The sequence below is a fragment of the Neobacillus mesonae genome (genome assembly GCF_001636315.1).
Lineage (GTDB): Bacteria > Bacillota > Bacilli > Bacillales > Cytobacillaceae > Neobacillus > Neobacillus mesonae.
Map to the genome: position 1 here is coordinate 4,966,906 of NZ_KV440949.1, position 25,716 is coordinate 4,992,621.

Below are 25,716 nucleotides of genomic sequence, written 5' to 3' on the forward strand. Positions count from 1 at the left end.
AATTAGGATGAATAGGGGAGGAGGAAACCAATGAAGAAGAGGAAGTTTTTTCAAGTTGCCACCATTGCAACGACATTAGCATTAACTCTATCATCTATGTACAATGCAAAAGCGGAAACAGTAGATTCAAAGAAAGGGCAAACAGTAAATTCAGCATCCATTATTAAGTCCGAGCCGAAATATTCCTATCGAGATGCGATTAGAGAAACAGTTTACGTCCAATCGACTCTCGACACAGATGAAAACGGAGTGCCTGATAAAATTGCGGTTGACATCATTCGTCCGAAAGAATCGGAAACAGGACTCAAGGTTCCTGTTATTATGGATGCAAGCCCATATTATGAGAGTTTAGGACGAGGAAATGAGAGTGAAGTAAAGGACAAAAATAAAGACGGGATCAACGAGAAGTTTCCTTTATATTATGATAATTACTTCGTCCCAAGAGGGTATGCTGTTGCATTACCAGACATGGTCGGGACAAACCAATCCGATGGCTGCCCAACTACCGGCGGGTATGAAGAAATTGAAAGTATTAAGGTTGTGATTGATTGGCTCAATGGACGAGCAAAGGCATTTGATAAAAATAATCTAGAAGTTAAAGCAGATTGGACAACCGGAAATGTCGGAATGATCGGAAAATCCTATGACGGAACATTAGCCAACGGAGTAGCTGCAACAGGCGTAGAAGGATTAAAAACGATTGTTCCGATTGGGGCTATTAGTAATTGGTATAACTACTATCGTTATGCCGGGCTTACTTATTATAATAATGGACCTGGGGGGCTGGCGAGCCGAGTGGTTAATAGTTCCCGCAAAGCAGCTTGTAAACATGTATTTGACCGTCTCAATAAGCATGCAGATGATGCGACAGGGGATTACAATAAGTTTTGGGATGAAAGAAACTACGTGAAAGATGTGAAAAACGTCAAGGCAAGCGTATTTGCGATTCACGGCTTAAACGACTTAAATGTAAAAATGAATCACTTTGGCGAATGGTGGGATTCATTAAATAAGGAGAAGGTTCCTCGTAAATTATGGCTGACACAAACGGGACATGTCGACCCATTTGACTTCAGAAGAGCAGAATGGGTAGATACGTTGCATCGTTGGTTTGATTACTGGCTAATGGGAATCCAGAACGGTATCATGGACGAGCCGCAGGTGGATATCGAACGGGCAGCGGATGTATGGGAAACCCGTGCCGCATGGCCTGACACTAGTGCAAAAGAATTTAAAATTCGCTTTGCTCCTGGTGAAAACGAAGATGGAGCAGGAGTATTGACAACTGGTCCAGTCAGAGGAAACTTCAGCCAATCATTTACCGACAATCCGCGCCAAACTGAAACACAAATGGTGACGAATGAAACAACAGTAAAAAGCGACCGCTTAGTATTTTTATCGGAACCGTTAAGCGATGATGTCAGGTTAAGCGGTGCACCGGAAATTTCCTTACGGGCAACGGTAGATAAAGAGAATTCTAATTTAACAGTGATGATTGTTGATTACGGTATGGATACGAGGGTCAATCATGGCAGCAGCGGAGAAGGAATCCGAACACTTACTGAAAGAACGTGCTGGGGTGAAAGTACGGAAACTGATAGCGCCTGTTTTAAAGAGACGGAAAAAACAACGCGCACCGGTCCGTATGAAATTGTCTCCAGAGGATGGTTTGACCCGCAAAATTGGAAATCATTGTTAAAGACTGATCCGTTGAATCCAGGCAAAAACTATAAATTTGAATGGGAAGCACTGCCGCATGATTATGTCTTCAAAAAAGGACATCGAATTGGCGTAATTGTTGCTGGCAGCTCCTATCAACGGACTATTCCCTCCACAACAGGCGCAACCTTCCAGGTCCATCTAGGACAAAGCTATATTTACCTGCCTATTGTTGAAGGGAAAAAGGCGGTTAATTTTTAAAAAAATAGCTTTCAAACCAGCATTCTCTTATTCGAGGGTGCTGGTTTTTAATATTTCAATTGGAGACAGCAATCCCACGATGTAATCAGATGCCGAAATGAACCTGAAATGGTAAGCAAAATGATTATTGATAGCTGCTTATTATCCACCAATGCTTCTTATGGAAGATTAAGAACATCATAATTTAAGTTTTAGTATTTAATTTTTTCTTCTTCAACTAATGGCTAATAATTAAAAAATTAATGGAGAATATAAAATAAAAACAGGTGTAAAGTATATGAAAAACTCTCCCTCAATAAATACCATTAGGCGCAAGTAAAGAGGGCGCTAGCACAAGGAATCGCTGCTCCCGAAAATAATAATAGATTCACTTCGGTGTCAGGCACCAAAGTGAATCTATTACATACATCAAGATTGAATAAACGGGCTGTTATTTAAGTGTCCGGTATGTTCTTTCATGTACAGATAGAATAGCTCGTAGCGGACCCATTTTTTCGGGAATTTGAAGGCAAGTTCATTTTTAAGATTGTAGACTAGGACATGTTTATTATCGTATGATACTTTTTTGATCTGGGACATGCCAATGCTATTTTGTTTCGTGCCATCCGTTTTTACAAGCTGCTTGCCGATGATCATAATCTTTCTTTTTTTATTTTTCGCCACCTCATAAAGACAAAAGCCGCCACCTATGACGGTAAATAGCACCGAAATAAGAATGGTCCCGTTGTTAAAGCCAGTGAAGAGTTCACGGGCCCAGTGAGTAATGAGTAAGGCCAGGAAGAACCAGGCGCCTCTGCTTAATCTCGGGGAGCTTTCATAAAACACACTATTTTCGTATTCCTCTATTTCTTCCGCTCGTTTTTGGAGAAATTGCTGCTTATGACCTTCAATATTAGCAGAAGTAAATTCTACAAAATCAGTGTAGCTGCCGTCCCAAAGATTGGCGGTATCATCGCCATCCTCGAGGGCATACCCGCCAGCCCAGCCGGCATAAACAACGTTATGCTCTGAAAACTTAAGCAAATAATAACGAAGTGGCTGACCATAGGCATTTTCTGTATCGACCTTATCGATGATCTCGATGTCCTCAGGATAACGAATTACTCCATCCTCTTCCTCCGGCAAATTGATAATCGTAGAGAACAATCTCGTTTTTGCCAAGTGCGGCTGTTTGGCCTCTTTAATCGGATACAGATGCTCCAAATTCTTATCTTTTAACTCCCAAAAAACCATTTCCGCTGTTTCAATATCCTCTGCACATTGTAACAGTGTACCATTTTCATAGGGTAGATTTTTCGAAATACAAACTAGTATTGCCTCAGTTTTAAGAAAAGGATCCAGAAAATCCAGTGCTTCTTGAAGCTCTTGGGCAATTTCGGTTGAAAAATAAAACTCCATTAAATGTAAAAATAATCTCATACGGCTGCGGACTATTAAGTAACTGTCCTTCCAAGCGGTATAAACGTATTTCGTAGTATAGTCTTGATTAAATTTCAAGTATTCCAGTTTTTCAGCTTGATAGTCTTTGAGTAGTATTGGCAGAACCACTTCTTTACGATATCCTTGTTCGACGCCTGCCGTATTAAGTGACAACAGCATATCGTAAATCGCAAATTTATAATTCTTGAAATCTAGTTTTTCAAGAGTGGTGTCTAGAATCCCTTTTATTAACATCGGATAAGAGGTTAACTCGCGATACGGAATGAGGAAATCCTCTGTCTGCATCAACCCAATAATTTTTTCCTCGAGGAAATAGAAAATCTCCTCTTCCTCGGTTAACAGCAAAACTTCTATAGCCCGTTCCTTCGCTTGAATATCGAAGCCGTCAAAATGCTTAATTAGGCCATCGATGACCTCCGGCTGTGGAAAATCGCAAACAAAATCAATTAAATAGTAGGAAGGATTGTCCCAGTTGTCGACGCGCTCGGGAAATGGTGAAGCTGCCGTCTTAATCATGTCCTTCAAGACATCCATTTGGATCTCCATTCCCTCTTCCTGCTTCAATTGAAACAACTGTCCCAGTGCCTCATGTCTCGTTTCCGGGTTTTCATTTTTCGCTTTTCGTAAAATACCGCGCAGCTTTGACTCGTACAATTTGCTCACCCTGTCTCCAAACTCTTGGGAATATTTAGTTCATTTTATTTCATTAATCGCAGGTAGTCAAAGGTATTTTTTTCGAAAACGATTAATAGAAATAGAAGCAAATATTGATTTTTTAGTAGCATCCGTGGAGCATCTATTGGTACCATCTAAAATAGATGAAATGAAGGAAGAGGAGGGAAGCATATTGACGAAACATCTAGTATTCGTCTACGGCACATTAAGATGGCACGAAAGTAATCATCACTTGCTGTTCGGGGCGGAGTGTGTTGCACAGCAGTGCTGGACAAAAGGGAAATTATATGATTCCAACTTGGGGTATCCCTTTCTTGCTGCCTCAGAAGACAACAAGGTATACGGTGAATTATATCAGGTCGAAGACGATGAGATGTTGGAAAAACTTGATGAGCTAGAAGGCTATTACGGTCCTGGAGAAAATAACTATTATATTCGGTACAGCCAACAAATTCATACGGATAAAGGAAGTTATCAAGCATTCGTATATATCTTGCCTGAAGACCGAGAGCCGCAAGATATGAGATTTATCGATGGCGGCGATTGGTGTGTCGATCAGCTTCTGCGTAAAGAAAGACAATCATATTATTATTTCGCCTATGGCAGCTGCATGGACCATGAACGATTCAAGATAGCTGGTGTGGATCATTTTTTTCAAAAAACCATCGGCAGGGGCGTCTTGAATGGGTTCCAATTGCGGTTTACAAAAAAGATGCATGATGGGGGAAGAGCTGATATCATCGAGGACTACGGTACCGTAGAAGGCGTTGTATATGAAATCCCGGCAGAAGCGCTTGACTATTTATACATGAGAGAAGGGGTAGGTGTAGGATGCTACCGGCCAGCGGTTATACACCTTCCTGTTAATGGAAATCTATTAACGCAAATCTTGACATTTATCGTGGTAGATAAAGAACCGGAATCGGCACCTCCTAACCATTATAGTGAAGAAATACTCCGTGGCGGAAGTGGTTTTCTAAGTGATGGCTATCTATCCAATTTGAAAAAACATATTGATGAACTTCACAATTAGAAAAAGGGGGGCTTTAGTTGTCATCGACAGCCCCTTGAGCTATGTAGTATTGTTCATTTTAAAATCATTTGAAACCCGTAAATTAGTAGAGAAAATCTGATAAAGGTAAAAAATATATGCTTTGGGCGAAAATGAATCAGCTTGGAAAATGATGCTCTATTTCGCCTTTGTGTAATGCTCATAAAACACCCGAAATAGCCGGTCATCGCCGCCTCGGTCCGGATGCAATGCTTTAAGCAGTTTTTTAAATTCTTTTTTAATGACTTCTCTGTCAGCATTTGCTTCTAAACCAAATAAATCTGCATAGTTAACGGACGGGGAATCGGCAAGGGCGTATTCCGCCTGCAACATTCTTTTTAAACTGCGGACTTTCGATTGCTCAATGCGTATCATAACCTTTAATTCTTCGTTTTCCTCTTTTAAACGTTTATTTTCTTGAAACGTCTTTTCCCAATGCTTATAATCGATGCCATATTTTTTGCTTTGCTCCGCCAGCTGCTGGTACACAATAAAAGCGGCTAAATCAATAGGTTGAATAACGTAATCTACGTTTAAACTTTTACTTCTTTTTGCTTTCAGTTTACTATCAAGAATGAAGCGGATGACATCCTGTTCAGAATGTGTGATACCTTCGGCTTTTAAAAGTTCAGTCGCTTCCTTTAAATTTAACATGTTATCATCTCACAGTTACTAATGCTAAGAACAATCTATCATATAAAAATCTGCATTTGTTTTACTGAAGTATGTTATTTTTATTAAAAATTCATTTCGGGAAAAATGGTAAGATAAAAGAAAAAGAAAAACAGGGGGAAAGACCATGTACAGCTTTAAAAATGATTACAGTGAAGGTGCACATCCTAAAATACTAAAGGCTTTAATCTACTCCAATCTAGAACAGGAAGACGGCTACGGAGAAGATCGATTTTCACAAATAGCAGTGGAATTGATAAAAAAAAGACTTGGACGAACGGATGTAGATGTTCATTTGTTGGCAGGAGGAACACAAACAAACCTTACCGCTATCTCCGCATTTCTAAGGCCGCATGAGGCTGCCATTGCCGCCAGTTCAGGGCATATTTATACACATGAAACAGGGGCGATTGAAGCAACAGGCCATAAAGTGCTAGCGATTGATACCGAAGATGGAAAATTAACACCAGCGCTGATCCTGAAGGTACTTGACTATCATACGGATGAACATATGGTAAAACCGAAACTCGTTTACATATCGAACTCTACCGAAATTGGAACAATTTATCGGAAGGGTGAGCTACAGGAATTAAGCGATTTCTGCCATGAGCATAATCTAATTTTGTATATGGACGGTGCAAGACTCGGATCCGCGCTTTGTTCCGAAGAAAATGATCTAGGGTTAAGCGAACTAGCTGAATTAGTGGATGCTTTTTATATCGGTGGTACCAAAAATGGGGCACTCCTTGGCGAAGCATTAGTCATTTGCCGTGATTCACTCAAAGAAGATTTCCGTTTCCACATTAAGCAAAAAGGTGGAATGCTAGCAAAAGGAAGAATTCTAGGGATCCAGTTTCTTGAACTATTTCGTGAAAACTTGTTCTTTGAATTGGCTGACCACGCCAATAAAATGGCTGGATTGCTGACAGCTGAATTCTGCAAAATGAACGTACGCTTTCTAACCCAGTCAACGACAAATCAAATCTTCCCAATTCTATCGAATTCTGTTATTAAGGAATTACAAAAGACCTACGGTTTTCATATTTGGGAAAAAATCGACCCTGACCACTCCGCCATCCGATTGGTCACCTCCTGGGCAACGAAGGAAGAAGCGATACGAGAATTCATAGAGGATATAAAAAAATATTAAATCTATTGGTGCCTGATACCCATGTTGGTGTCAGGCACCTTTTGGCAGAAGAAGGGAATTAGGAAGTTAGCCTATAAGACTTTAATAAATTGTTTGTAAAAATTGAAAAATAATCCAATTGTACCTTTTTTGTTACATTCAGAATTGATAGACTATTATTAACATCATGGGTGACTTCGAAAAAACCTTAGGAGGGAAAGAGATGGAGCAGAAGATGCGATTAATTCCGTACCGATTTATTGCAGAGGTTGAAGAAGCAGCCGAGGTGCCAACAGGGGTTGAGATGATTCAAGCCCCGCAGGTCTGGGAAAAAACAAAAGGTCAGGGGATTACCATTGCGATCTTAGATACGGGATGTGATGTAACCCATCCAGATTTGAAGGACCGGATCATTGGCGGGCGCAATTTTACCAATGATGACAAAGGAAATCAAGATATTTATATGGATTACAATGGACATGGAACTCATGTGGCTGGTACCATCGCGGCGACAGAAAACCAAATGGGCGTTGTAGGGGTAGCTCCTGAAGCGAATCTACTAATTGTTAAGGTGTTAGATCGTCATGGCTCCGGCCAATATGAATGGATTATCAAAGGAATCCATTTTGCTATTGAACAAAAGGTAGATATTATCTCTATGAGCCTTGGCGGGCCTGCAGATGTACCTGCATTACATGAAGCCATTCAAAAAGCTGTTACCAATAATATTTTGGTTGTTTGTGCTGCGGGGAATGAAGGGGATGGACAAGATTCTACGGATGAATTGGGCTATCCTGGGGCCTATAACGAAGTCATTAGCGTAGGTGCGATAAATCTTGAACGGAGCATCTCGGAATTTAGCAATTCAAATAAAGAATTGGATTTAGTAGCCCCTGGTGAAAACATCTTATCCACCTACCTTAATGGTAAATTTGCACGGCTTAGTGGAACATCAATGGCTACACCGCATGTCAGCGGTGCACTAGCCCTTATTAAGGCCATCTCCAACGAAGCCTTTGAAAGGGAACTAACGGAGCCCGAACTATACGCCCAACTGATCAGAAGGACCATCCCCTTAGGAAACTCACCAAAACTCGAAGGAAACGGAATGATCTACCTAACCCTCCTGAAACACCTAGAAAAAATATTCGAACAAGAAAAAGCCAGCGAGGCGTTAAAAATTTAAATGGAATTTAATGGTAATCGGTGTCAGGCACCATAAAAATACACGATTCCACCTTAGGTGGAAACTTTGAAACCTTGATTGATTTTTGATCAAGGTTTTTTTGTGTACATTTGGTTTTATTGGTCCTACTAGTTACGGTAAGTTCTAGAATAAAGGAGGTATTGATAGAAAATGCTATAAAGAGGATTGTCAATGTTTGGGAGGTCTAGTATGTTTAATCAGATTGTGAAAGCTGTCCCTAATTTATTTACTCTAGGAAATTTATTGTGCGGTGTTCTCTCGATTACTTTGAATATGAGTGGCTTTATAGAACTTGCATCCATATTTATTTTCTTATCAGCCTTTTTTGATTTTCTTGACGGAAGGGTCGCAAGAAGGTTAAAGGTGAACAGCGAATTAGGAGTACAACTGGATTCCTTGGCAGATATTGTTAGTTTTGGGGTTGCCCCGGCACTATTATTTCATTCGATTGCGCCAACTTCCATTTTAACTTCCTTAGCATTTATTCTGTTCCCGCTGATGGGCGCTTTAAGGTTAGCAAGATTTAATGTCAAACCGACCATTGGTTACTTTAAAGGGCTCCCTATACCTGCAGCTGGGCTGCCACTGGCTGGGATGGGGTTCTTTTCATATAGTAATGCATGGGTTACGTTAATTCTTGCTTTGTTAATGGTAAGTCCAATAAGGGTGAAAAAGCTTTGATTTTTTGATTCTAATAAATTTGCTACGCGACTGAAGAGCCGGAAAAATTAGGAGCTGGGTCGCATAGAAGGTGAATACGCGATTGAAGCGGCGAAAAAATCGTGAGCGCGGTCGCGTAGAAGGTGTATACGCGACTGAAGAGCCGGAAAAATTAGGAGCTGGGTCGCATAGAAGGTGTATATACGACCGAAGCGGCGAAAAAATCGTTAGCTGGGTCGTATAGAAGGTGTATACTCGACCGAAGAGCCGGAAAAATTAGGAGCTCGGTCGCATAGAAGGCGCATACGCAACCGAAGCGGCGAAAAATCGGGAACTCGGTCGCATAGAAGGCGCATACGCGACCGAAGCGGCGAAAAAATCGTGCCCCCGGTCGCGTAGAAGGCGTATATACGACCGAAGCGGCGAAAAAATCGTGAGCTCGGTCGCATAGAAGGCACATATGCTACCGAAGCGGCAAAAAAACCGTTCACTCAGTCGAATAGAAGGCGTATACGCGACTGAAGCGGCAAAAAAACCGTGCAGCGGGTCGCATAGAAGGCGCATACGCGACTGAAGCGGCAAAAAAACCGTGCCCGGGGTCGCATAGAAGGTGAATACGCGACTGAAGCGGCGAAAAAAATCGTGCCCCATGTCGCATAGAAAACTATTGGGGTGATGTTGATGCTCTGTCAATCAAGTGATGAATTAAAAGAATTAGTCCGGGAAGCGAAGAAATGTGCTAAAAATGGAAGGGTTGCCAATTATATTCCTGCCCTAGGAAAAGCAAATCCAACCGATTTATCAATTGCCATTCACTATCCTGACGGAAATTGTGTCCAGGCAGGCGATATCGAGAAAAAGTTTACGCTGCAAAGTATTTCAAAAGTAATCAGCCTGGCTCTCGTTCTAATGGACAGGGGATCAAATTATGTCTTTGAACGGGTAGGGATGGAACCGACGGGAGATCCGTTCAATTCGATTGCAAAATTAGAAACGATGGTACCTGCAAAGCCGTTAAACCCTATGATAAATGCGGGCGCACTGGTTGTGACCCATATGATCAAAGGAAACACAGTGGAAGAACGATTTCAGCGGCTGCTTTTATTTATACAGGATATGGTCCGTGATTCAAATATTAGTTATTGTAAGGAAGTAGCACTGTCCGAATTTGAAACGGCCAACCTCAACCGTGCACTAGTCTATTTTTTGAAACAACACAACATCATTCAGGAAGACGTCGAACATTTAATTGATTTATACACAAAGCAATGTGCAATTGAAATGAATTGTTTTGATTTGTCAAAAATCGGAATGGTGTTTGCAATGGACGGGGTGGATCCTGAAAGCGGGAAAAGAATTATGCCGGTAGATGTTGCTCGTATTTGCAAAACCTTCATGGTTACATGTGGAATGTATAACGCTTCAGGGGAATTCGCCATCAAAGTAGGGATTCCATCCAAAAGCGGTGTCTCTGGTGGAATAATGGGGTCAGTTCCTGGCCGATTTGGAATCGGCATCTTTGGCCCGGCTCTGGACGAAAAAGGTAACAGCATTGCCGGTATAAAATTATTAGAGCTTTTATCACAAAATTATCAATTAAGTATGTTTTAATTTTCGTGAAAATGCAAAGATAAATAGGCTGTTTCTTTTAAAATAGAAATGGTATAATAATGCCAACTTGTGCAGAAGGGAATGTGGGTGGCCGATGATTAACTAATCTTATTTTTACACGATCAATCACATAGAACGATCAATGAAAAATAGGATTAGTCTGCCCAATTTTTATATTTTGAAAAAAGTCTGTTTTAAACAGGCTTATTGATTCACGAAATTTGTAGACTAATCCTTCCAATTAACATTGGGAGGATTTTTTGTGTTGTAAATTACGATATCTGTGTATCCTCCCGGAAAGCAGGGATTAGAATGAGAGAATGGTTAAATGTACAAAATTTTCAATATTCAATTGATGAAAAAACACTATTTCAAGCGGATGCTTTAAATGTGAAAAGCAATGAAGTCATTGGGATTATTGGAAAAAATGGAGCCGGAAAGTCAACCTTGATGCAAATTATTTCAGGCGAACTGGTGCCAAGCTCAGGCATTTTAGAATGGAAACAAAGCCTTTCGGTTGAATTTGTCATACAAGAACAAGAAACGTTTGAAAATAACCAAATAAATGCTACTGAACGTGAATTACTAGCTCGATTTTCGGTACCGTTAAAGGATTATGAATCGTTAAGCGGAGGGGAGAAGCTAAAAGCACGGTTGGCAAAAGGTTTTTCAACAAATGCCGAGATTTTGCTGCTGGATGAACCAACAAATCATTTGGATCAAGCTTCGGTTCAATTGTTAATGAACCTGATTCAGAGCTACAAGGGAACAATCATGATAGCTTCGCATGATCGATATTTTTTAGATCAAGTGGCAACTAAAATATGGTCGATTGAGGACAACAAAATAACTGAGTTTGAGGGGAATTATACATCCTATTTCTCGTATCGAAATGAAAGGCGGCAGGCCCAGCAGCATGCCTATGACATGCAGGAAAAGCGGATTAAACAAGTTGAAAACCAGTTGAAAAACCTATCCTCCTGGTCTGAAAAAGCGCATAACCAATCGACGAAGCAAGAGGGATTTAAGGAATTTTACCGTGTTAAGGCTAAACGAATGGATGCTCAAGTTAAATCGAAACGGAAACGGTTAGAAAATGAGCTTGAGAAAACAAACATAGAACGGGTAACACCTGAATATACCGTTCAATTTTCGCTTCCACCAAATCAGAAGAGAGGAAAACGAGTGCTTGAGGTAAGGGATTTACGAAAAACCTTCGGCAATGAGCTATTATTTGAAAAAGTAAACCTTACGATTCAATCTGGAGAGAAAATTGCTTTAGCGGGCCCGAATGGCAGTGGTAAAACAACCTTGTTGAATATTTTATTGGGAATAGAAACGGCAGAAGGGACCATTTGGGTATCTCCGGCAGCAAAAATCGGCTATTTGACACAAGAAGTGTTCGATTTACCATTAGAACTTACTCCGGAACAGTTTTTTTATCAAGAAACGTTCGAAGCACGAGGGAAAGTACAAAATATGATGAAGCATTTAGGCTTTGAGGCAGCCCAATGGAAGGAACCGATTGGGAAAATGAGCATGGGGGAACGGGTCAAGTGCAAGCTGATGCAATTCATCCTGGAGGAAAAAGATTTATTAATTTTAGATGAACCAACAAACCATCTTGATTTGCCATCGAGGGAACAGTTGGAACAGACGCTCATGGAGTATAATGGCACAGTCCTCGCTGTATCCCATGACCGCTACTTCGTTGAAAAAATAACCAATAAAAAATGGAGGATAGAAAATAAGCAGGTCAGGACTTCTGTTATAAAACGTTCTACGGCAGACGATTTGGCATTACGCCGTCTGCAGCTAGAAAACGAAAAACAAGAAATACTAGGAAAACTAAGTTTATTGACAAAAAAAGACGAAACCTACACCAAACTCGACAAAAGATTCAACGAAATCATAAAAGAGCTCCGGGAAATAAAATCTTAAAATTTGGTGCCTGACACCATTCGTGGACATTTGTCCATCTGTGGCGGACACTCCGGCCGAAAATAAAAAGTGTCCGTCCTGGGTGGACAAAATAGCTGATTTGTCTTTTTGTGGTGCCTGACACCATTTTTCTGGGTCTTTTTTCCTGAATATCCATAAGTAGTTTATGGTACTTCCTTTTTATGGTATTATCTCTAATGTTATGTCTTGATACAGAGATATAGAATAATGCCAGGGGAGAGGTTTAGTTTGATGAAGAGATTTGTTTTAAAAGGTTTGGTGCCGGTAATGCTGGTAGCTGGCTTGATTGCTTGTTCCAATCAAGAGGATGTGAAAAAGGACGTCAGCACTAATACGAAAGCTAGTGCCACAGCGGAAAATAATGACACAGGGAAAAAAGAAGAGAATAGTAGTGTTGTAGAGACTCCTGAAAACAACCTCGAAAAGGATGGGAATAAAGAAACTGAAAGTCCAAAAACTGAATTGGACATGGCAAACATGAAAAAGGTTGGAACCAAGGAATACGGATACGTGAATGTACCAAAGGAATGGGTAAATTTCAAGGACTTGAATCCAAATACCAGTTTTCAGGTAAGCAGTAAGGACGGATCTCAAATTATTTCATTAAATATATTTAAAGATGCAGGTAAAGATGCTGATGTTGAAACGTATGCGAATATTGTAGCCACCAACATGGAAACTCAAGGCGCGAAGGATCTCAGAGGGGCAAAAGTCTCCCTCGGAAAATACCAGACACTCCAGGTATATGGAGCTTACAAAGAGGGGAAGTATTTCGTTGTCGCGTGGATATTCAAAGCTGAAGATGGAAAATATCATTATATCAGTGCAGAAGGTGGAATTGACAGGATAACGGACGTCGTTAGTTACATCGAAAAGGGCGGCTGGTCTTTAAACTAAATTCTTAAAATTTGGTGCCTGACACCCAGGTTGGTGTCAGGCACCATTTATTTTTTTTACTGCAATCTGTACAATAGGCTTAGAATATGAAAATATTGATGAAAGAGGCATACTGTATGAAAATTGATGTACCTAGGGTTTCTGATGAGTTAGATTTAAGGAATTTTCATGATATTTATGATGAAGAGGATTCGGAGCTAGAAGACTGTAAAGTGGTAGATTCTGTTTTTGAAAATCAGACACCGGGCAGGGTTCGTTTATCCAATATGGTGATTAAGAATTGCCGGTTTACAAATACTGATTTTCAAGCTATCGACATAACTGATGTGATATTTGAAAACTGCGATTTATCCAATGCCAATTTAAGTAAGTCATCCATTCATCGGGTTATTTTTAATAACAGCAAATTATTGGGTGTGAATTTTGCTGAATCAAGTTTTGGAAATGTTCAGTTTGCGAATTGCGTCTTAAATATGTCGGCATTTGGTGAATCAAAGATGGAAAAAGTTAAATTTCATGAATCTGGATTAAAAAGCACGGATTTTTATGACTGCAAACTAAAGAAAGTTGAATTTCAATCATGCAAGCTTGATGGCGCAAACTTTGACCAAACTCCACTAAAAGGAATTGATATCAGCACCTCCACTTTTGACACATTTACAGTTGCGATGAATGATTTAAAAGGCTGCAAAGTCTCATCCTATCAAGCCATTCAATTTGCGGCCCTATTGGGATTAATTATTAAAGATTAAGGGATTTTTGGTGCCTGACACCCAAGTTAGTGTCAGGCACCAATTTTTAGACTTTTTGCCAGCAAAGAAAAGAAAATATTTTTTTACCTTAAAATTAGTACCTAGTGCTAATAATAGATGATAAAATAAAGAAAAATAAAATTTTTCACAAGGTGGTTTTTAAATGCATACATCTAAGGCTCGTATCACGGCCATCGGTTCTTATGTTCCTAAAAGAACGCTAACAAACTATGATTTAGAAAAGTTGGTTGAGACAAATAATGAATGGGTTTTACAACGAACTGGGATTAATGAACGAAGAATTGCTCATCAATATGAATATACAAGTGATATAAGCTATCAAGCCGTAAGAAACCTCATGGAACGTTATAATAAATCAATCGACGATGTGGATATGATCATCGTCTGCACAATGACACCTGATTTCAAAACGCCAAGTGTAGCCTCATTGCTTCAGGCAAAGCTCGGTATTAAAAATGCTGGAGCAATGGATGTAAACACAGCTTGCTCTGGGTTTACGTATGGCCTGCATGTTGCTAATGGTCTTATCACCTCCGGCTTGCACAAAAAAATCCTTGTAATTGGAGCAGACACCATGTCGAAAATTACGAATTTTGAAGACCGTTCGACCTGCATTTTATTTGGCGACGGCGGGGGAGCGGTGCTGGTTGAATACGATGAACAGCAGCCAAGCTTTCTGGCAGCACATGTTGGTTCCGAAGGGGAAAAAGCAAAGAACCTATATTGTTCAAACCTCGCGTATCGCATGTTTGACGAAGATTTAATGAACAGCGGGAAGCTGGTACAAAATGGCCGGGAGGTATATAAGTGGGCGGTTACCACGGTGCCAAAAGGAATTCAAAAACTAATGGAAAACGCCCCGATCCCATTCAGCGGAGTAGATTGGTTTGTACCACATAGCGCCAATTTGCGAATGATCGAATCCATCTGCGAAAAAACGAACTTTCCAATTGAGAAAACACTGTACAGCCTTGTTGAATATGGAAATACCTCAGCAGCTACCATCCCGTTATCACTAGATAAAGGTGTACTCGAAGGAAAAATAAAAAATGGCAACAAGCTTCTGCTTTACGGATTTGGCGGCGGTTTGGCACATTCCGGCGCATTGATAGATTGGAATATTGGATAAAAAGGTTAACGCTTGAGATGGTCCCTTAGAGGGCCATTTTTTTAAGCTCAAAAAATGAAAACCAGATGGATAATCATTGGGAAAATTGCTATAATTTTGGTAAAAAGAGGGGGGACTGTATGAATAAATTTTTAAAGGTTGGGCTCATCGGTGCGATCCTATTTAGTTTAGTGTTGGGTACATTGAAATCAACAACATTTGCAGCAAGTGGAAAGATTTTCATAGGGAAAGAATTTTATCATGGTTTAGTTAAGTTTAAGCAAAATGGTAAATATGGAATGTTGGATAAGAAAGGCAAAGTTATAGTTAATCCACAATATCAAAACATTGATCAATCAAAGCGAACAAATGTTATACGTGTTCAAAAGAATAAGAAATACGGTTTTATTAATCAAAAGGGAAAAGTCATTTTCAAACCTCAATATGATTTTGCGGAGCTTGGAAATACAGATCCGATCGTCGTTACCAAGAATAAAAAATACGGGTTCATTCATTCAGGCGGTAAAATAATTGTTAAACCAAAGTATCAAGAGATTGGTAAATTTCAAAATGGAGCGGCTTATTTCAAAAGCAATGGAAAATATGGAATTATTAACACAAAAGGAAGAATCGTTCTTCCTCCAACTTATGATAAAATCACACAAAATACGGATGGTGTGTTCACTGTTCGGCAAGACAAGAAGTATGGTCTGATCAATAAGCAGGGGAAAGTGATTGTATCCCCAATCTACCAGTCTATTGGTTCCTTTGATAATAGATTGGCGAAATTCAAATATGAGGGAAAATACGGGGTCATTTCAACAGAAGGTACGCTAATAACAGAACCAAAATATGATTGGATCTCAACGTTTTATAATGGTTTTGCCCAAACAAGGTTAAATAATAAGTTCGGTTTTATTAACACAAAGGGTAATCTCATTGCTGAACCAGTCTATGACATGGTCTACCTATATAGAAATGGTTTAGCTCCCGTTGTAAAAGATGGTAAGCTTGGTTTCTTAGATACAACCGGAAAAATGAAAATACAGCCGCAATATGAGGAAGCCTACGACACAGACGGGAGCGCGCTCTTTGAATTTTGGCAAAATGCCGCAATCATCATGAAAGATGGGAAGTATGGGATTATTAATAAAGAGGGTCAAGTGCTTCTCGATTTCAACTATGATTTGATTAATATGTATAGAGGCGGACTTGCTATCATCATCCAAAACAATCAATATGGTGTTGTAAATGAAAAAGGGAAGGTTGTAGTTGAGCCGTCTTATAAATATTTAAGACCTGCAGTCTACCTAGATGGTGAGTTTACAGGTAATTTTGTTATTTTTAAACAAAATAACAAAGAAGGTGTAATTAACAGTAAAGGCAAAGTCATAGTAAAAGCGAAATATGACCGAATAGACCCGTTCGGATATAAAGGCTTAATTCAGGTAAAGCAAGGCTCAAAATATGGGGTATTATCTTCAAGCGGCAAAGCGCTTGTGAAGCCAAAGTATCGGGAAATTGGTCCCTTTTACAAAAGCAATTCTTATTTAGCTGATGTCAACTATAATGGGAAATATGGGTTTATAAACGACAAGGGGAAAGAGGTCATCGCGCCAAAATATGATCAAGTAGGGTCTTTCAAAGAAGGCGTTGTGTATGTAAGGAAAAATGGTAAAGCAGGATTTGTAGATCAAAAAGGAAAAGTCGTATTGAAATTAATTTATTATTAAAATGCAGAACAGGCTTGAGGCTAACAGCAAGCCTGTTTTTTTCCAAAGAAAAATGTTTATCCCTGTGCTAATTCGCCAATTTCCTTCTAATGATGGCAACACATAGCAGTAAAATAGGGATGAGCAGCTGAACCGTTAAGAAATAAAATGGTACGGTGGTGCTCATCCCTCTAATCATGTCCTGGAACGATGGAACAGTCCAGACGGAAAATAGAATGATTAGAAAACCGATTGGTAATACAAATGGTTTATAACTAGGTAATGTCAGCCATTGTGAGGTTCCAAGGACAAGCATATAAAAAAAAGCGGAAAGCTGAACGAAACCGCCTAGTACCCAGACGGCAATGACGATGGACTCAACATGTTCAAAAAATGAACCGACGTTAATAAATCTCGCAGCTTCAAATACTGGAAATTGAAGGTTGATAATAATTCCACCAAATAAAAAAAGGTTCCCAAGGTTAATAAAGACCATCGTCAAGACACTGGCAATGACCGAGAACAATCCCCATTTCATCCCCTTTTGTTGATTTGTTAAAAATGGCAGCAGGAACGACATCAATGAAAATTGACTTAACCACGCATGTGGGGCCAGGGACCCTTTAATGGACGGCATCACCCCGTCTTGCATGATAGGAAAAATATTTTTTACATGCAAGTCGGGAATTAGAAAGAGATAGATTAGGATATAAAGGGCCACAACAACCGGCAGAAAAATCATCGCGCACCGGCCAATCGTTTCAACGCCCCCATGAACGGCGATCGCGCATGAAAGAGCTATGCTTGCAGTCACTAAAATCATCGGCGTTTTATGTAAAAATGCACTTTCAATGAACTCACCATATTCCCTAAAGGCAATCGCTGTATCGTGTAATAGAAAAAATAAATAAAGGAACGCAATGATTTTTCCAAGCGTCCTGCCGAGAATAAGTTCACTATATTCAATTAGTGTTTTTCCTGGAAACAGTTTCGCGAGCTTAATAATAATCACGACGATGAGAAAGCCGCTCAAAGAACCCCAGATGGGAGACAGCCATAAATCACGCTTGGCATGCTGTGCCGTGACATATGGAATGTATAGAATAGCCGTTGCGACAACGGTGGCATACATAATGAGCGCTAGTTCCACATGTGAGATTCTGCCTTTTTCAATCACTTTGTTCATTCCTTTTCTAAAAGGAGTCTCATTACCAAAATAGCTCAAAAGGTTTGTAGATGAAATCAATTATTTGCCCAGGACCTGGCATATCGGGAAAGACAACAAGCAAAACAGCAAGGCACCAGTTAAATAGCATCAGCGAAACAAAAGCCAGCTTTACCTTTTTCTCTTGTTTTTTTAGCTTTGGCCATTGGAGCATAGTGATGAGTACCAGTATAACAGTTACACCTAAGACCCCACCAATGTTCATCGTTCGACACCTCGTATACGTTTTTCTTTTGCCATCCCGGTTCTTTTAATTTTTACCTTCGTATCAAAAGAAACAGCTACGTCCGGGAATATTTCATTCCACTGATTTTTGTTTTGTTTCCATATTTGTGGATATTCCCTCTCGAATTCATCCGCGAAGCCGAAAATATCGGCTTTTAACTGATTCTGAACCTCTGAAAAAGCTGACCGCTCTCTTTGTTCAATTTCATACTCAATTTTTTGTTGAACTTTTTTTACAACTGTAGGATCAAATAAGTTGAGTTTTGTCGTATTTTGAATAACTTCCAGATCTGCCTTTGTTTTAATATGCATACGCCACTTGCCTTTTTTAATGGACGGGACCAATTCAGATTTGCTCCTTAGAAGATTTAAGGAAACGTAGCCTTTTTCGGTTTTAAAAGAAATTGTAATGACGCCGTGTTTAATTTCATTTCTTGGCCAAAGAATCCCCCTTGTCTCCTTATCACTTAAGATTCCTGCCAGTTTGCCTTGCTTGAATATAGCAGCTCCGCTAATGACCGGAACGACCTTTTTTGTAGTATCCATTTGAGAGCGGGACAGGTTGACAACCCATGGCAATACGGCCGCATCGGATGCACCTGATAACATCTGCGATAAATCCTTCACCGTTACTTTTATTCCAATATGGGTTTTTACGATCTTTCGCAACTGTTTGGAAGCATCTTGTTCCAATTGCGGCATGGCTTTCAAAACAGTCTTCGCTTCTCCTTTTGAAACAAATACGTCAGCACGGATCCGCGGTTCCGAGTGCCGCATCCAAAAATCAATCTGATCGTTGATTCCCTCCTGGGCTAATTTCTCGCCAATCAGGAGAACTTCATTTTGCCCCCAAAAAATCTCCCTAGTGAGGGCCTCTTGAAGCCGAGCCATTGCATCTGCAACGGTTTCTCCTTCAGCAGATCTCACAAATGACTTACCGCTGCTGCTTCCGCTCGAAATCCCAGATTCTTGCCCGCTTTGTTGGGGGCTCGGAATAAAGATGAGAGCTGAGAGTTCGATATTCTCGTTTTTTCCTTTATCTATACCCGCTGCCAAAATAAGTGCCAAATCATTTACCTCAGCACGATCCCAACATCCTGTCAGAAACGTCGAGGTCAGACCAAACAGAAGGAATATAGTGAACGCCTTCTTTATTGCTCGAAATTTACATCTCAAGTTCCACCGCCACCTTTGCTTGGACCGGGCATTTGATTCCCAGACTCACGTCTTAGGTTAGTAGGATTTTTTGAATAAAACTCCGGCCGTGTATCCATCGACCACCACGGGGCGCGAACCAGGACATCCTTTAAATTCTGAATCTTAAGCGGAGCTGTTGAATTGAAATAGGGTACACCAAATGATTTGAGCGTACACATATGTGCGACAATCGCGGTAATCCCGAGCATCACGCCTAATAACCCCAGCATGCCGGATAAAATCATGATCGGAAAGCGGAGAACCCGAATGGAAATGCCGGTCGCATACCTTGGCATTAAAAACGAGGCAACTCCTGTAATGGCGACCACCATGACCATCGGTGATGAAACAAGTCCGGCCGCCGTCGCTGCTTGCCCGATGACGAGCGCCCCGACAATACTGACAGCCGCCCCGACTTGCTTTGGCAGCCTGACTCCGGCTTCCCTTAACGCCTCAAAGGTGATTTCCATTATAAATGCCTCCACTAATGCCGGAAAGGGGATTTTTTCACGACTTTCGGCGATCGTTAAAAGCAATGAAGTTGGAACCATTTCCTGATGAAACGTTAAGATCGCCACATAGGCTGATGGTGCAAGTAAAGCGATAAAAAAGAAGATATATCGCAGCCAACGGATAAAGGTACTGATATAAAATTGATTATAGTAATCTTCAGGTGCTTGCAATAGACTTGCGAACGTACATGGAGCAATCAACGTGATCGGGGTGCCGTCAATTAAAATCACAACCCGTCCTTCCAATAGACAGGCTGCAGCGACATCCGGGCGTTCCGTTGTTAGAAGCTGCGGGAAAGGTGAAAATGGGTAATCTTGAATCATTTCCTCAATATATCCGCTTTCTAAAATGCCATCTATTTTGATTCTCTTTAATCTTTTAGTAACTTCATCAACTAACGTGCTGTCAGCGATTCCTTCGATATATGCTACGATGACTTGTGTTTCGGTGTAGCCGCCAATATCCATTTGTTTCATTTTTAATAATGGATGCCGAATTTTCCTGCGTAGCAGGGAGGTGTTCACTCGTAAAGTTTCAATAAAACCTTCTCTAGGACCGCGAATGACGGCTTCCGCGTCTGGTTCCATAATACTGCGTTTTTCCCACTTCGGCAGGCCAATTGAAATGCCCTTTGTCTGTTCTTTAATCAGAATGACGGGGTTGCCGATTGAAATTTGTTTGAAAATGTCATTGATCGTGGAGATTTCTTTGAGATCTGAAACCGTTATTTCCTTTTTGGTACTTTCAAATACGGTGGACTCGTGTTCAAGGTTGTTCATCTGGATAAGCGGCATCAGCACATGCTGGTCAACCTCTTCGATATTGGACAGGCCGTCGATGTAAAGGAGTACCGCATCGGTCTTGCCACCAATGCTAAATTCGCGAAATACCACATCAGAGCAATCTTTATAGACTGTTTTAAGTATTTCAATATTTTTATGTAAATCCGGATCAAGCGGAAACTCCGGCAACTGATCCAACGACTCATTCATTTGTTGAAACGGAAAATCCCCTCGCTTCTTCCCAAACCCCAAGAACTTCATCAACTGGTTCCCCTTGCCACATATTTACGACTATTCTTTACATATTCAAGGATGATTATGCGGTAACTTTGGTGCCTGACACCATCTGTGGACATTTGTCTTTCTAAGTTAGACACAAAAAATATAAGTCATTTGTTTTCATGTCTAAGAGGGAAAATATGGTATAATCAAAGAAAAAGGTAAAGGGAGAATTGTATGGTTGTAAAAAGGACTCTACACCGTAATATTTGGCTGTTCTTACTTTTAATGGTTTTGTCGGCCAATTATTCTTTGTACCATACGCCTTTTGGAAATCAAATATTGCCTGAAGAACCCCATGCTGTTGTCATTGCTTCTATGATTGATTAAGCAGTAGTTGCTCCAATTTTATTAATGGCGTGGAAACGAAAATTAGAGTGGAAAAATCTAATCATCGGAATTGCGGGAGGTCTCATCTTAGTACGCTTTCTTATTCCGATGGAGTATTTAGCTCCGTTTGAAGCGGTAACCTGGATTGGTTTTGCAGTTGAAGGGGGCTTGCTCTTACTAGAATTCTTGCTGATTGTGACAATAGTAAAGTTTGTACCCAAATTGATCCGCGCGGTTAAAAGCAGCTCACTGCCAGTGACCTTTGCTTTTTCCAAAGCTGTGGATGAACAAATGAAGCCACATCCACTAATTCGAATTATTTGTTCCGAAATGCTGATGTTTTATTATGCTTTTGCGACATGGAGAAAGAAAACTCCAACCAGTACCAATGAGTTCACATTGCACCAAAAATCAAGCTTGATCGCGATGCAAATCATGCTGATTCATGCCGTCGTCTTGGAAACGGTAGGTTTGCATTGGTTCTTTCATGAAAAATCTATTATTTTATCCATCGTATTATTGATCCTTAATCTTTACACCGTGCTTTTCTTTATCGGCGATATTCAAGCTGTTCGCCACAATCCTATAGTTGTATCAGATGAAAAGCTGTATCTTTCGCTCGGATTGATGAAGCGGATGGAAATTAAATGGACTGAAATTGAAAATTTGATCGAAAATCCCGAGCAGTTAAAACAGAAGCTTTCAAAAAATACGATTGATTTCATAGCACGTGATTTTGATGAAGTTCATCCGGATGTCATCTTGAAATTAAAACAGCCAAGTCCAGTGACCCTTATTATGGGAATGAAAAAAGAATTTGATCAGGTTGCGATTCGGGTGGATGAACCGTTAGAGTTTAAAGCGTTATTGCGTGAAAAATTAGGTTCTGTCAGCGAGAGAGGGTAATTTACACCGTTGATAACAAGATAAAAACTTAGAAAAGATTCCGCTGTTGGGGTCTTTTTTTTATGTGTGAAATACATCCAAAGTATGAGGCTTTGCACGTTGATGTATAGACCAAATATCGAGGGAAAGTTCCACCGTACTTATGATTAAAGTGTTTTCCGATTCTTCTATACTAAAGGCAGTTAATAAGGAACCTTGAAAAAGGGATTAAAGGGGGAATTGGAAATGACCATTAATATTCTTTTTCTAACCATTACAATTAAAAAACGTGAGATCAGTTTTGAAGAAGCTGTCAGACAAGAGACAATTGAACATCTATATGAGCAGCACAAAAGTCGGCAATTTTCGATGTATCGGATGACTATATAAACATTTGTAGTTCAGCTAGATTTATCCCAAATCCAGCAAGTGCTATGGCTATGGGACAAATAAGCTTTAGAATCGAATAAACCGTCCCATAGAAAGGATCTATGGGACAAATCCATCCCAGAATCCAAGAAACTGTCCATAATGCTCACGGGATTCGTATAAGAAAGTCCAGACGTGTAAAGATTAATGAGGATGAATACAGTTCACTTCCAATTCTATTTACTATATAAATAAGGTGATCAGTTTGCCAATGTTGCCAGATGTAGGGAATGGCCTTTACTATAATGTGAAAGGTAAAGGCATACCTCTTGTTTTTATTCATCCTCCATTACTTACAAGCGCGAATTTTAAATACCAGGTGGAAGAATTATCTCGAAAATATAAGGTTATTACCTTTGATATCAGAGGCCATGGGCGTAGCGCTTTTTCTCAGGAGCCAATCACTTATCAGATGATTGCAAATGATATGAAACTGCTTTTAGACCATCTTGAAATCGACAAAGCTTTTATTTGTGGCTATTCAACGGGAGGTTCTATCGTATTAGAATTTTTGCTAAATCATAAAGAACGAGCAGTAGGGGGCATTATTATAAGTGGGATGTCCGAGATTAGAGATTTCTATAACGAAAAGAGACTGATCATCGCTAGGCTGCTATCAAAAATAAAAGCGAAAAAGCTCCTAGGGCTTGCTATTTCATTTGGAAATGCGAATACCTTTGAAATATTTAAAATGATGTACCAAGAATCCCTAAAAGGGGATATGAGGAATATAAAACAGTATTATAACTGTAGTCTGCATTATAATTGTACACATCAATTACTAAGTATTGATCTGCCGATATTATTAGCCTTTGGCAGTAAGGATAAAGCCTTTCATCGTTATGCAAAAATTCTGCATGAGAAGCTCCCACAAAACGAATTAAGAGTCATTCACGCCAAGCATCAACTCCCAACAAAAGCAGCAAAAGAATTAAATCAAATGATTCATGACTTTGTGGTGAAAATCCAGCAATAAAAAAGGGGTCATTCCGAACTTTGGAATGATCCCTAATTTATAATACGCAAAAATCGGTTTATCGGTTTCAATTGCTTAACCAAGTACGCGGTAACATTCCCAATAATCGCGCTACCAACAATATCTGACGGGTAGTGCTGTCCGGTCCAAATTCGTGAAACTCCAACTAGAACGGACAATAGCCACAACAATGAACCAGCTAACCGGTGATAAACAATTACTGAAGCAGCCATAGCAAACGCCAGTGTTGTATGTTTACTTGGAAAAGATGAATCCTTTTTTGATGGAAACGGCGGAAGTAAATGAACGCTATGTTTTACATAAGGCCGAGGTTGAAACGAGAAGAGCTTAATTAGAAAGCAAATAATATAGGCCACTCCAACCGATACGCCTGTATATGCTGCCATTTTCCTATAGGCATGACGTCGAACACAAAGGATGATAACTACCAACAGATACACATACCGAGCTTTTCCAGAAATAAGTACCATTAAGAAATCTAAGAGCCTTGATGTGCCAGCATATTGGTTAATGCCCTTAAACATTCTCTCGTTCATAGCAAAATTCTCCTTCTCTCTACGTTAAACGAACATTCCTAGTTTTACCGAAAGACTTTAAAAAATGTAGAATCTACATAAAGAAAGCATTGCTAAACAGATACAATACCTGCTAGCAATGCTTTGTTTTTAAAAAAGGTAAACAAACTTTTAAAATCTCATCGCCAAATTTGACTTCAATTTACTATTGGGAATAGTTTTGCTCAGAAAAATGAATCTGGTTAACGTGTGCATTTTTCTTCATAAAGCATGCATACGGTTGTCTTTAATAGTTCGGGACAAAACACGACCAAGTTGGAAAGTCAATTCGTGAATAAGTTTCAACTTTTCTCATCACCTTAAGAATATACAAAATAGAAGTAGGTGTACTATGGCGAAAAATTCTTTTCGGACTTTCACCATCATTTCATTAAGCATAGGATTATTCCTAATGACATCCTGTAGTCAGTTCGAAAGTAAAGAGGATAACAAAAAGAATAAAACTCCTCGTGAAGTATTAGGTTTCTACACTGAACAGGAAGGAACGTATCCAGGGTCTCAACCTACAGTTAACTCGCAATTCGCCAGTTTAAGCATCATTGCTCCTTTTTGGTATAAACTTGATGAAAAACGTCCAGGCAGTCTTATAGATTCCGTTACTGCAGATCATAAGAGACAGGTTATTCAGAGTGCTCATAAAAAGCAGCTTAAGGTATATATGGTGGTACATAATCTGTTTTATGAAACCGTGGAGATGGGCAAGCAGGTAGCGGGAAATGTACTTGATAACGATAAAAACCGCAATGTTTTCATTCAGAACATACGCAATGAAATAAAGCAGTTTAATTATGACGGTATTAATATAGATATGGAAAATTTGTATTCGAAAGACCGTAATTCCTTTAGTCTACTGATAAAAAAACTGTCAGATGCACTGCATCGTGATGGAAAGGTAGTTACAGTTTCAGTCCCTGCAAACACAGGTGATTCACGTGCTAATCCCTGGTCACCATGGTTTGATTACGAAAAGCTTGGCCAATATTCAAGCGGGTTAATGATTATGACATACGATGAACACAACCCAAGAACAAAACCTGGGTCAACCGCATCCGTCAATTGGACAGAAGCAACCATTCGTTATGCCATGAAACAGAAAGTACCACCATCAAAAATTTTACTGGGTATCGCTGGTTATGGATGGGACTGGGATACAACAGCAGACAAAGTCGTGTATAGTTCCTATGCACAGTTAATGGAAAAGAAAACAAAATTTAAATCTAAAGTTCTATGGGACTCCCGTTCGCAAACCCCTCATTTCAGTTATGTTGATGAAGCACATCATAACCATCAGGTTTGGTATGAGAATAGCGACAGTCTGCGGTTTAAGCTAAATCTTGTAGAAAAATATAACTTACGAGGAATCGGGATTTGGCGGCTGGGCTTAGAAGACCCAAAGTACTGGAAGACTATAACCGAGAATATTAAAGTAAAAAAATGATCGAAGGGCCCTCCAAATCCTTAA

The 25,716-nt window shown here is 39.9% G+C and carries 24 protein-coding genes; 17 read left to right on the top strand and 7 right to left on the bottom strand.

Annotation, left to right across the window (positions count from 1 at the left end):
• Window positions 1–30: 30 nt before the first annotated feature.
• Complete coding sequence (locus A6749_RS23365; protein WP_066397638.1) at window positions 31–1,920, top strand: Xaa-Pro dipeptidyl-peptidase; 1,890 nt, start codon at window positions 31–33, stop codon at window positions 1,918–1,920.
• Between the two features lie 408 nt (window positions 1,921–2,328).
• Here the strand turns inward: A6749_RS23365 and A6749_RS23370 are convergent, their stop codons facing one another.
• A complete protein-coding gene (locus A6749_RS23370) occupies window positions 2,329–4,023 on the bottom strand; it encodes a hypothetical protein (protein WP_127486629.1) in 1,695 nt (564 codons plus the stop codon).
• Between the two features lie 184 nt (window positions 4,024–4,207).
• Between A6749_RS23370 and A6749_RS23375 the strand changes: the two genes are divergently transcribed.
• The gene (locus tag A6749_RS23375; protein ID WP_066397644.1) at window positions 4,208–5,068 is read left to right on the top strand and encodes a gamma-glutamylcyclotransferase family protein; all 861 of its coding nucleotides are present in this window, start codon (window positions 4,208–4,210) and stop codon (window positions 5,066–5,068) included.
• Between the two features lie 156 nt (window positions 5,069–5,224).
• Here A6749_RS23375 and A6749_RS23380 read toward each other — a convergent pair whose 3' ends face one another.
• On the bottom strand, window positions 5,225–5,740 hold the full coding sequence (locus A6749_RS23380) for a J domain-containing protein (RefSeq protein WP_066397647.1): 516 nt from the start codon (window positions 5,738–5,740) through the stop codon (window positions 5,225–5,227).
• Window positions 5,741–5,885: 145 nt separating this feature from the next.
• Between A6749_RS23380 and A6749_RS23385 the strand changes: the two genes are divergently transcribed.
• The 10 genes from A6749_RS23385 (at window position 5,886) to A6749_RS23425 (ending at window position 16,838) form a co-directional block, all read left to right on the top strand.
• Window positions 5,886–6,908 (top strand): threonine aldolase family protein, encoded by a 1,023-nt coding sequence (locus tag A6749_RS23385; protein WP_066397650.1) that lies wholly within the window; start codon window positions 5,886–5,888, stop codon window positions 6,906–6,908.
• A gap of 202 nt (window positions 6,909–7,110) precedes the next feature.
• On the top strand, window positions 7,111–8,073 hold the full coding sequence (locus A6749_RS23390; protein ID WP_066397653.1) for a S8 family peptidase: 963 nt from the start codon (window positions 7,111–7,113) through the stop codon (window positions 8,071–8,073).
• A gap of 210 nt (window positions 8,074–8,283) precedes the next feature.
• A complete protein-coding gene (gene pssA / locus A6749_RS23395) occupies window positions 8,284–8,775 on the top strand; it encodes a CDP-diacylglycerol--serine O-phosphatidyltransferase (protein WP_066397660.1) in 492 nt (163 codons plus the stop codon).
• 82 nt (window positions 8,776–8,857) lie between these two features.
• Window positions 8,858–8,998, top strand: a complete 141-nt coding sequence (locus tag A6749_RS28470; protein ID WP_161487162.1) for a hypothetical protein — start codon at window positions 8,858–8,860, stop codon at window positions 8,996–8,998.
• A 437-nt stretch (window positions 8,999–9,435) separates the two neighbouring features.
• Window positions 9,436–10,365: a glutaminase A gene (glsA, locus tag A6749_RS23400; RefSeq protein ID WP_066397662.1), complete on the top strand. Its 930-nt coding sequence runs from the start codon at window positions 9,436–9,438 to the stop codon at window positions 10,363–10,365.
• Between the two features lie 312 nt (window positions 10,366–10,677).
• Window positions 10,678–12,306: a ribosomal protection-like ABC-F family protein gene (gene abc-f / locus A6749_RS23405; protein ID WP_066397670.1), complete on the top strand. Its 1,629-nt coding sequence runs from the start codon at window positions 10,678–10,680 to the stop codon at window positions 12,304–12,306.
• A 252-nt stretch (window positions 12,307–12,558) separates the two neighbouring features.
• A complete protein-coding gene (locus tag A6749_RS23410) occupies window positions 12,559–13,224 on the top strand; it encodes a hypothetical protein (RefSeq protein ID WP_066397672.1) in 666 nt (221 codons plus the stop codon).
• 116 nt (window positions 13,225–13,340) lie between these two features.
• Complete coding sequence (locus tag A6749_RS23415) at window positions 13,341–13,976, top strand: pentapeptide repeat-containing protein (RefSeq protein WP_066397675.1); 636 nt, start codon at window positions 13,341–13,343, stop codon at window positions 13,974–13,976.
• Window positions 13,977–14,139: 163 nt separating this feature from the next.
• Window positions 14,140–15,126: a ketoacyl-ACP synthase III gene (locus A6749_RS23420; protein WP_066397678.1), complete on the top strand. Its 987-nt coding sequence runs from the start codon at window positions 14,140–14,142 to the stop codon at window positions 15,124–15,126.
• A gap of 119 nt (window positions 15,127–15,245) precedes the next feature.
• On the top strand, window positions 15,246–16,838 hold the full coding sequence (locus A6749_RS23425; RefSeq protein WP_066397686.1) for a WG repeat-containing protein: 1,593 nt from the start codon (window positions 15,246–15,248) through the stop codon (window positions 16,836–16,838).
• A 67-nt stretch (window positions 16,839–16,905) separates the two neighbouring features.
• On the opposite strand, the gene A6749_RS23430 is transcribed toward A6749_RS23425, so the two are convergent.
• From A6749_RS23430 to A6749_RS23445, 4 genes are read right to left on the bottom strand one after another with little or no spacing between them, the layout of a single operon-like run.
• Window positions 16,906–18,003, bottom strand: a complete 1,098-nt coding sequence (locus tag A6749_RS23430) for a GerAB/ArcD/ProY family transporter (protein WP_236719718.1) — start codon at window positions 18,001–18,003, stop codon at window positions 16,906–16,908.
• A gap of 22 nt (window positions 18,004–18,025) precedes the next feature.
• Window positions 18,026–18,247: a hypothetical protein gene (locus A6749_RS23435; RefSeq protein WP_066397697.1), complete on the bottom strand. Its 222-nt coding sequence runs from the start codon at window positions 18,245–18,247 to the stop codon at window positions 18,026–18,028.
• Window positions 18,244–19,443: a Ger(x)C family spore germination protein gene (locus tag A6749_RS23440; RefSeq protein WP_084797950.1), complete on the bottom strand. Its 1,200-nt coding sequence runs from the start codon at window positions 19,441–19,443 to the stop codon at window positions 18,244–18,246. The genes A6749_RS23435 and A6749_RS23440 overlap by 4 nt, the downstream gene beginning before the upstream one ends.
• Window positions 19,440–21,020: a spore germination protein gene (locus A6749_RS23445; RefSeq protein ID WP_066397700.1), complete on the bottom strand. Its 1,581-nt coding sequence runs from the start codon at window positions 21,018–21,020 to the stop codon at window positions 19,440–19,442. Before A6749_RS23445 ends, A6749_RS23440 begins: the two co-directional genes overlap by 4 nt.
• Window positions 21,021–21,215: 195 nt before the next feature.
• On the opposite strand from A6749_RS23445, the gene A6749_RS29305 reads away from it, so the two are divergent.
• The 4 genes from A6749_RS29305 to A6749_RS23455 all read left to right on the top strand — a co-directional run bounded on the left by A6749_RS29305 (window position 21,216) and on the right by A6749_RS23455 (window position 23,658).
• Entirely contained in the window at window positions 21,216–21,368 is a 153-nt protein-coding gene (locus tag A6749_RS29305; RefSeq protein WP_330220453.1) for a hypothetical protein, read from the top strand.
• 24 nt (window positions 21,369–21,392) lie between these two features.
• On the top strand, window positions 21,393–22,274 hold the full coding sequence (locus tag A6749_RS23450; protein ID WP_330220454.1) for a beta-carotene 15,15'-monooxygenase: 882 nt from the start codon (window positions 21,393–21,395) through the stop codon (window positions 22,272–22,274).
• A gap of 225 nt (window positions 22,275–22,499) precedes the next feature.
• A complete protein-coding gene (locus tag A6749_RS27860) occupies window positions 22,500–22,643 on the top strand; it encodes a YrzI family small protein (RefSeq protein ID WP_084797951.1) in 144 nt (47 codons plus the stop codon).
• Window positions 22,644–22,887: 244 nt separating this feature from the next.
• Window positions 22,888–23,658: an alpha/beta fold hydrolase gene (locus tag A6749_RS23455; protein ID WP_066397703.1), complete on the top strand. Its 771-nt coding sequence runs from the start codon at window positions 22,888–22,890 to the stop codon at window positions 23,656–23,658.
• Between the two features lie 32 nt (window positions 23,659–23,690).
• Here the strand turns inward: A6749_RS23455 and A6749_RS23460 are convergent, their stop codons facing one another.
• Complete coding sequence (locus tag A6749_RS23460; RefSeq protein ID WP_066397709.1) at window positions 23,691–24,215, bottom strand: phosphatase PAP2 family protein; 525 nt, start codon at window positions 24,213–24,215, stop codon at window positions 23,691–23,693.
• A gap of 430 nt (window positions 24,216–24,645) precedes the next feature.
• Here A6749_RS23460 and A6749_RS23465 point away from each other — a divergent pair, with 430 nt between their 5' ends.
• Window positions 24,646–25,692 (top strand): glycosyl hydrolase family 18 protein, encoded by a 1,047-nt coding sequence (locus tag A6749_RS23465; protein WP_236719719.1) that lies wholly within the window; start codon window positions 24,646–24,648, stop codon window positions 25,690–25,692.
• Window positions 25,693–25,716 lie beyond the last annotated feature (24 nt).

What these genes read in the sequence shown, in the direction of transcription:
- A6749_RS23365 (WP_066397638.1), top strand. Translation starts at nt 31, where the DNA reads ATGAAGAAGAGGAAGTTTTTTCAAGTTGCCACCATTGCAACGACATTA.
- A6749_RS23380 (WP_066397647.1), bottom strand. Translation starts at nt 5,740, where the DNA reads ATGTTAAATTTAAAGGAAGCGACTGAACTTTTAAAAGCCGAAGGTATC.
- A6749_RS23385 (WP_066397650.1), top strand. Translation starts at nt 5,886, where the DNA reads ATGTACAGCTTTAAAAATGATTACAGTGAAGGTGCACATCCTAAAATA.
- A6749_RS23390 (WP_066397653.1), top strand. Translation starts at nt 7,111, where the DNA reads ATGGAGCAGAAGATGCGATTAATTCCGTACCGATTTATTGCAGAGGTT.
- pssA (WP_066397660.1), top strand. Translation starts at nt 8,284, where the DNA reads ATGTTTAATCAGATTGTGAAAGCTGTCCCTAATTTATTTACTCTAGGA.
- glsA (WP_066397662.1), top strand. Translation starts at nt 9,436, where the DNA reads ATGCTCTGTCAATCAAGTGATGAATTAAAAGAATTAGTCCGGGAAGCG.
- abc-f (WP_066397670.1), top strand. Translation starts at nt 10,678, where the DNA reads ATGAGAGAATGGTTAAATGTACAAAATTTTCAATATTCAATTGATGAA.
- A6749_RS23410 (WP_066397672.1), top strand. Translation starts at nt 12,559, where the DNA reads ATGAAGAGATTTGTTTTAAAAGGTTTGGTGCCGGTAATGCTGGTAGCT.
- A6749_RS23415 (WP_066397675.1), top strand. Translation starts at nt 13,341, where the DNA reads ATGAAAATTGATGTACCTAGGGTTTCTGATGAGTTAGATTTAAGGAAT.
- A6749_RS23420 (WP_066397678.1), top strand. Translation starts at nt 14,140, where the DNA reads ATGCATACATCTAAGGCTCGTATCACGGCCATCGGTTCTTATGTTCCT.
- A6749_RS23425 (WP_066397686.1), top strand. Translation starts at nt 15,246, where the DNA reads ATGAATAAATTTTTAAAGGTTGGGCTCATCGGTGCGATCCTATTTAGT.
- A6749_RS23430 (WP_236719718.1), bottom strand. Translation starts at nt 18,003, where the DNA reads ATGAACAAAGTGATTGAAAAAGGCAGAATCTCACATGTGGAACTAGCG.
- A6749_RS23435 (WP_066397697.1), bottom strand. Translation starts at nt 18,247, where the DNA reads ATGAACATTGGTGGGGTCTTAGGTGTAACTGTTATACTGGTACTCATC.
- A6749_RS23445 (WP_066397700.1), bottom strand. Translation starts at nt 21,020, where the DNA reads ATGAAGTTCTTGGGGTTTGGGAAGAAGCGAGGGGATTTTCCGTTTCAA.
- A6749_RS29305 (WP_330220453.1), top strand. Translation starts at nt 21,216, where the DNA reads ATGGTTGTAAAAAGGACTCTACACCGTAATATTTGGCTGTTCTTACTT.
- A6749_RS23450 (WP_330220454.1), top strand. Translation starts at nt 21,393, where the DNA reads ATGGCGTGGAAACGAAAATTAGAGTGGAAAAATCTAATCATCGGAATT.
- A6749_RS27860 (WP_084797951.1), top strand. Translation starts at nt 22,500, where the DNA reads ATGACCATTAATATTCTTTTTCTAACCATTACAATTAAAAAACGTGAG.
- A6749_RS23460 (WP_066397709.1), bottom strand. Translation starts at nt 24,215, where the DNA reads ATGAACGAGAGAATGTTTAAGGGCATTAACCAATATGCTGGCACATCA.
- A6749_RS23465 (WP_236719719.1), top strand. Translation starts at nt 24,646, where the DNA reads ATGACATCCTGTAGTCAGTTCGAAAGTAAAGAGGATAACAAAAAGAAT.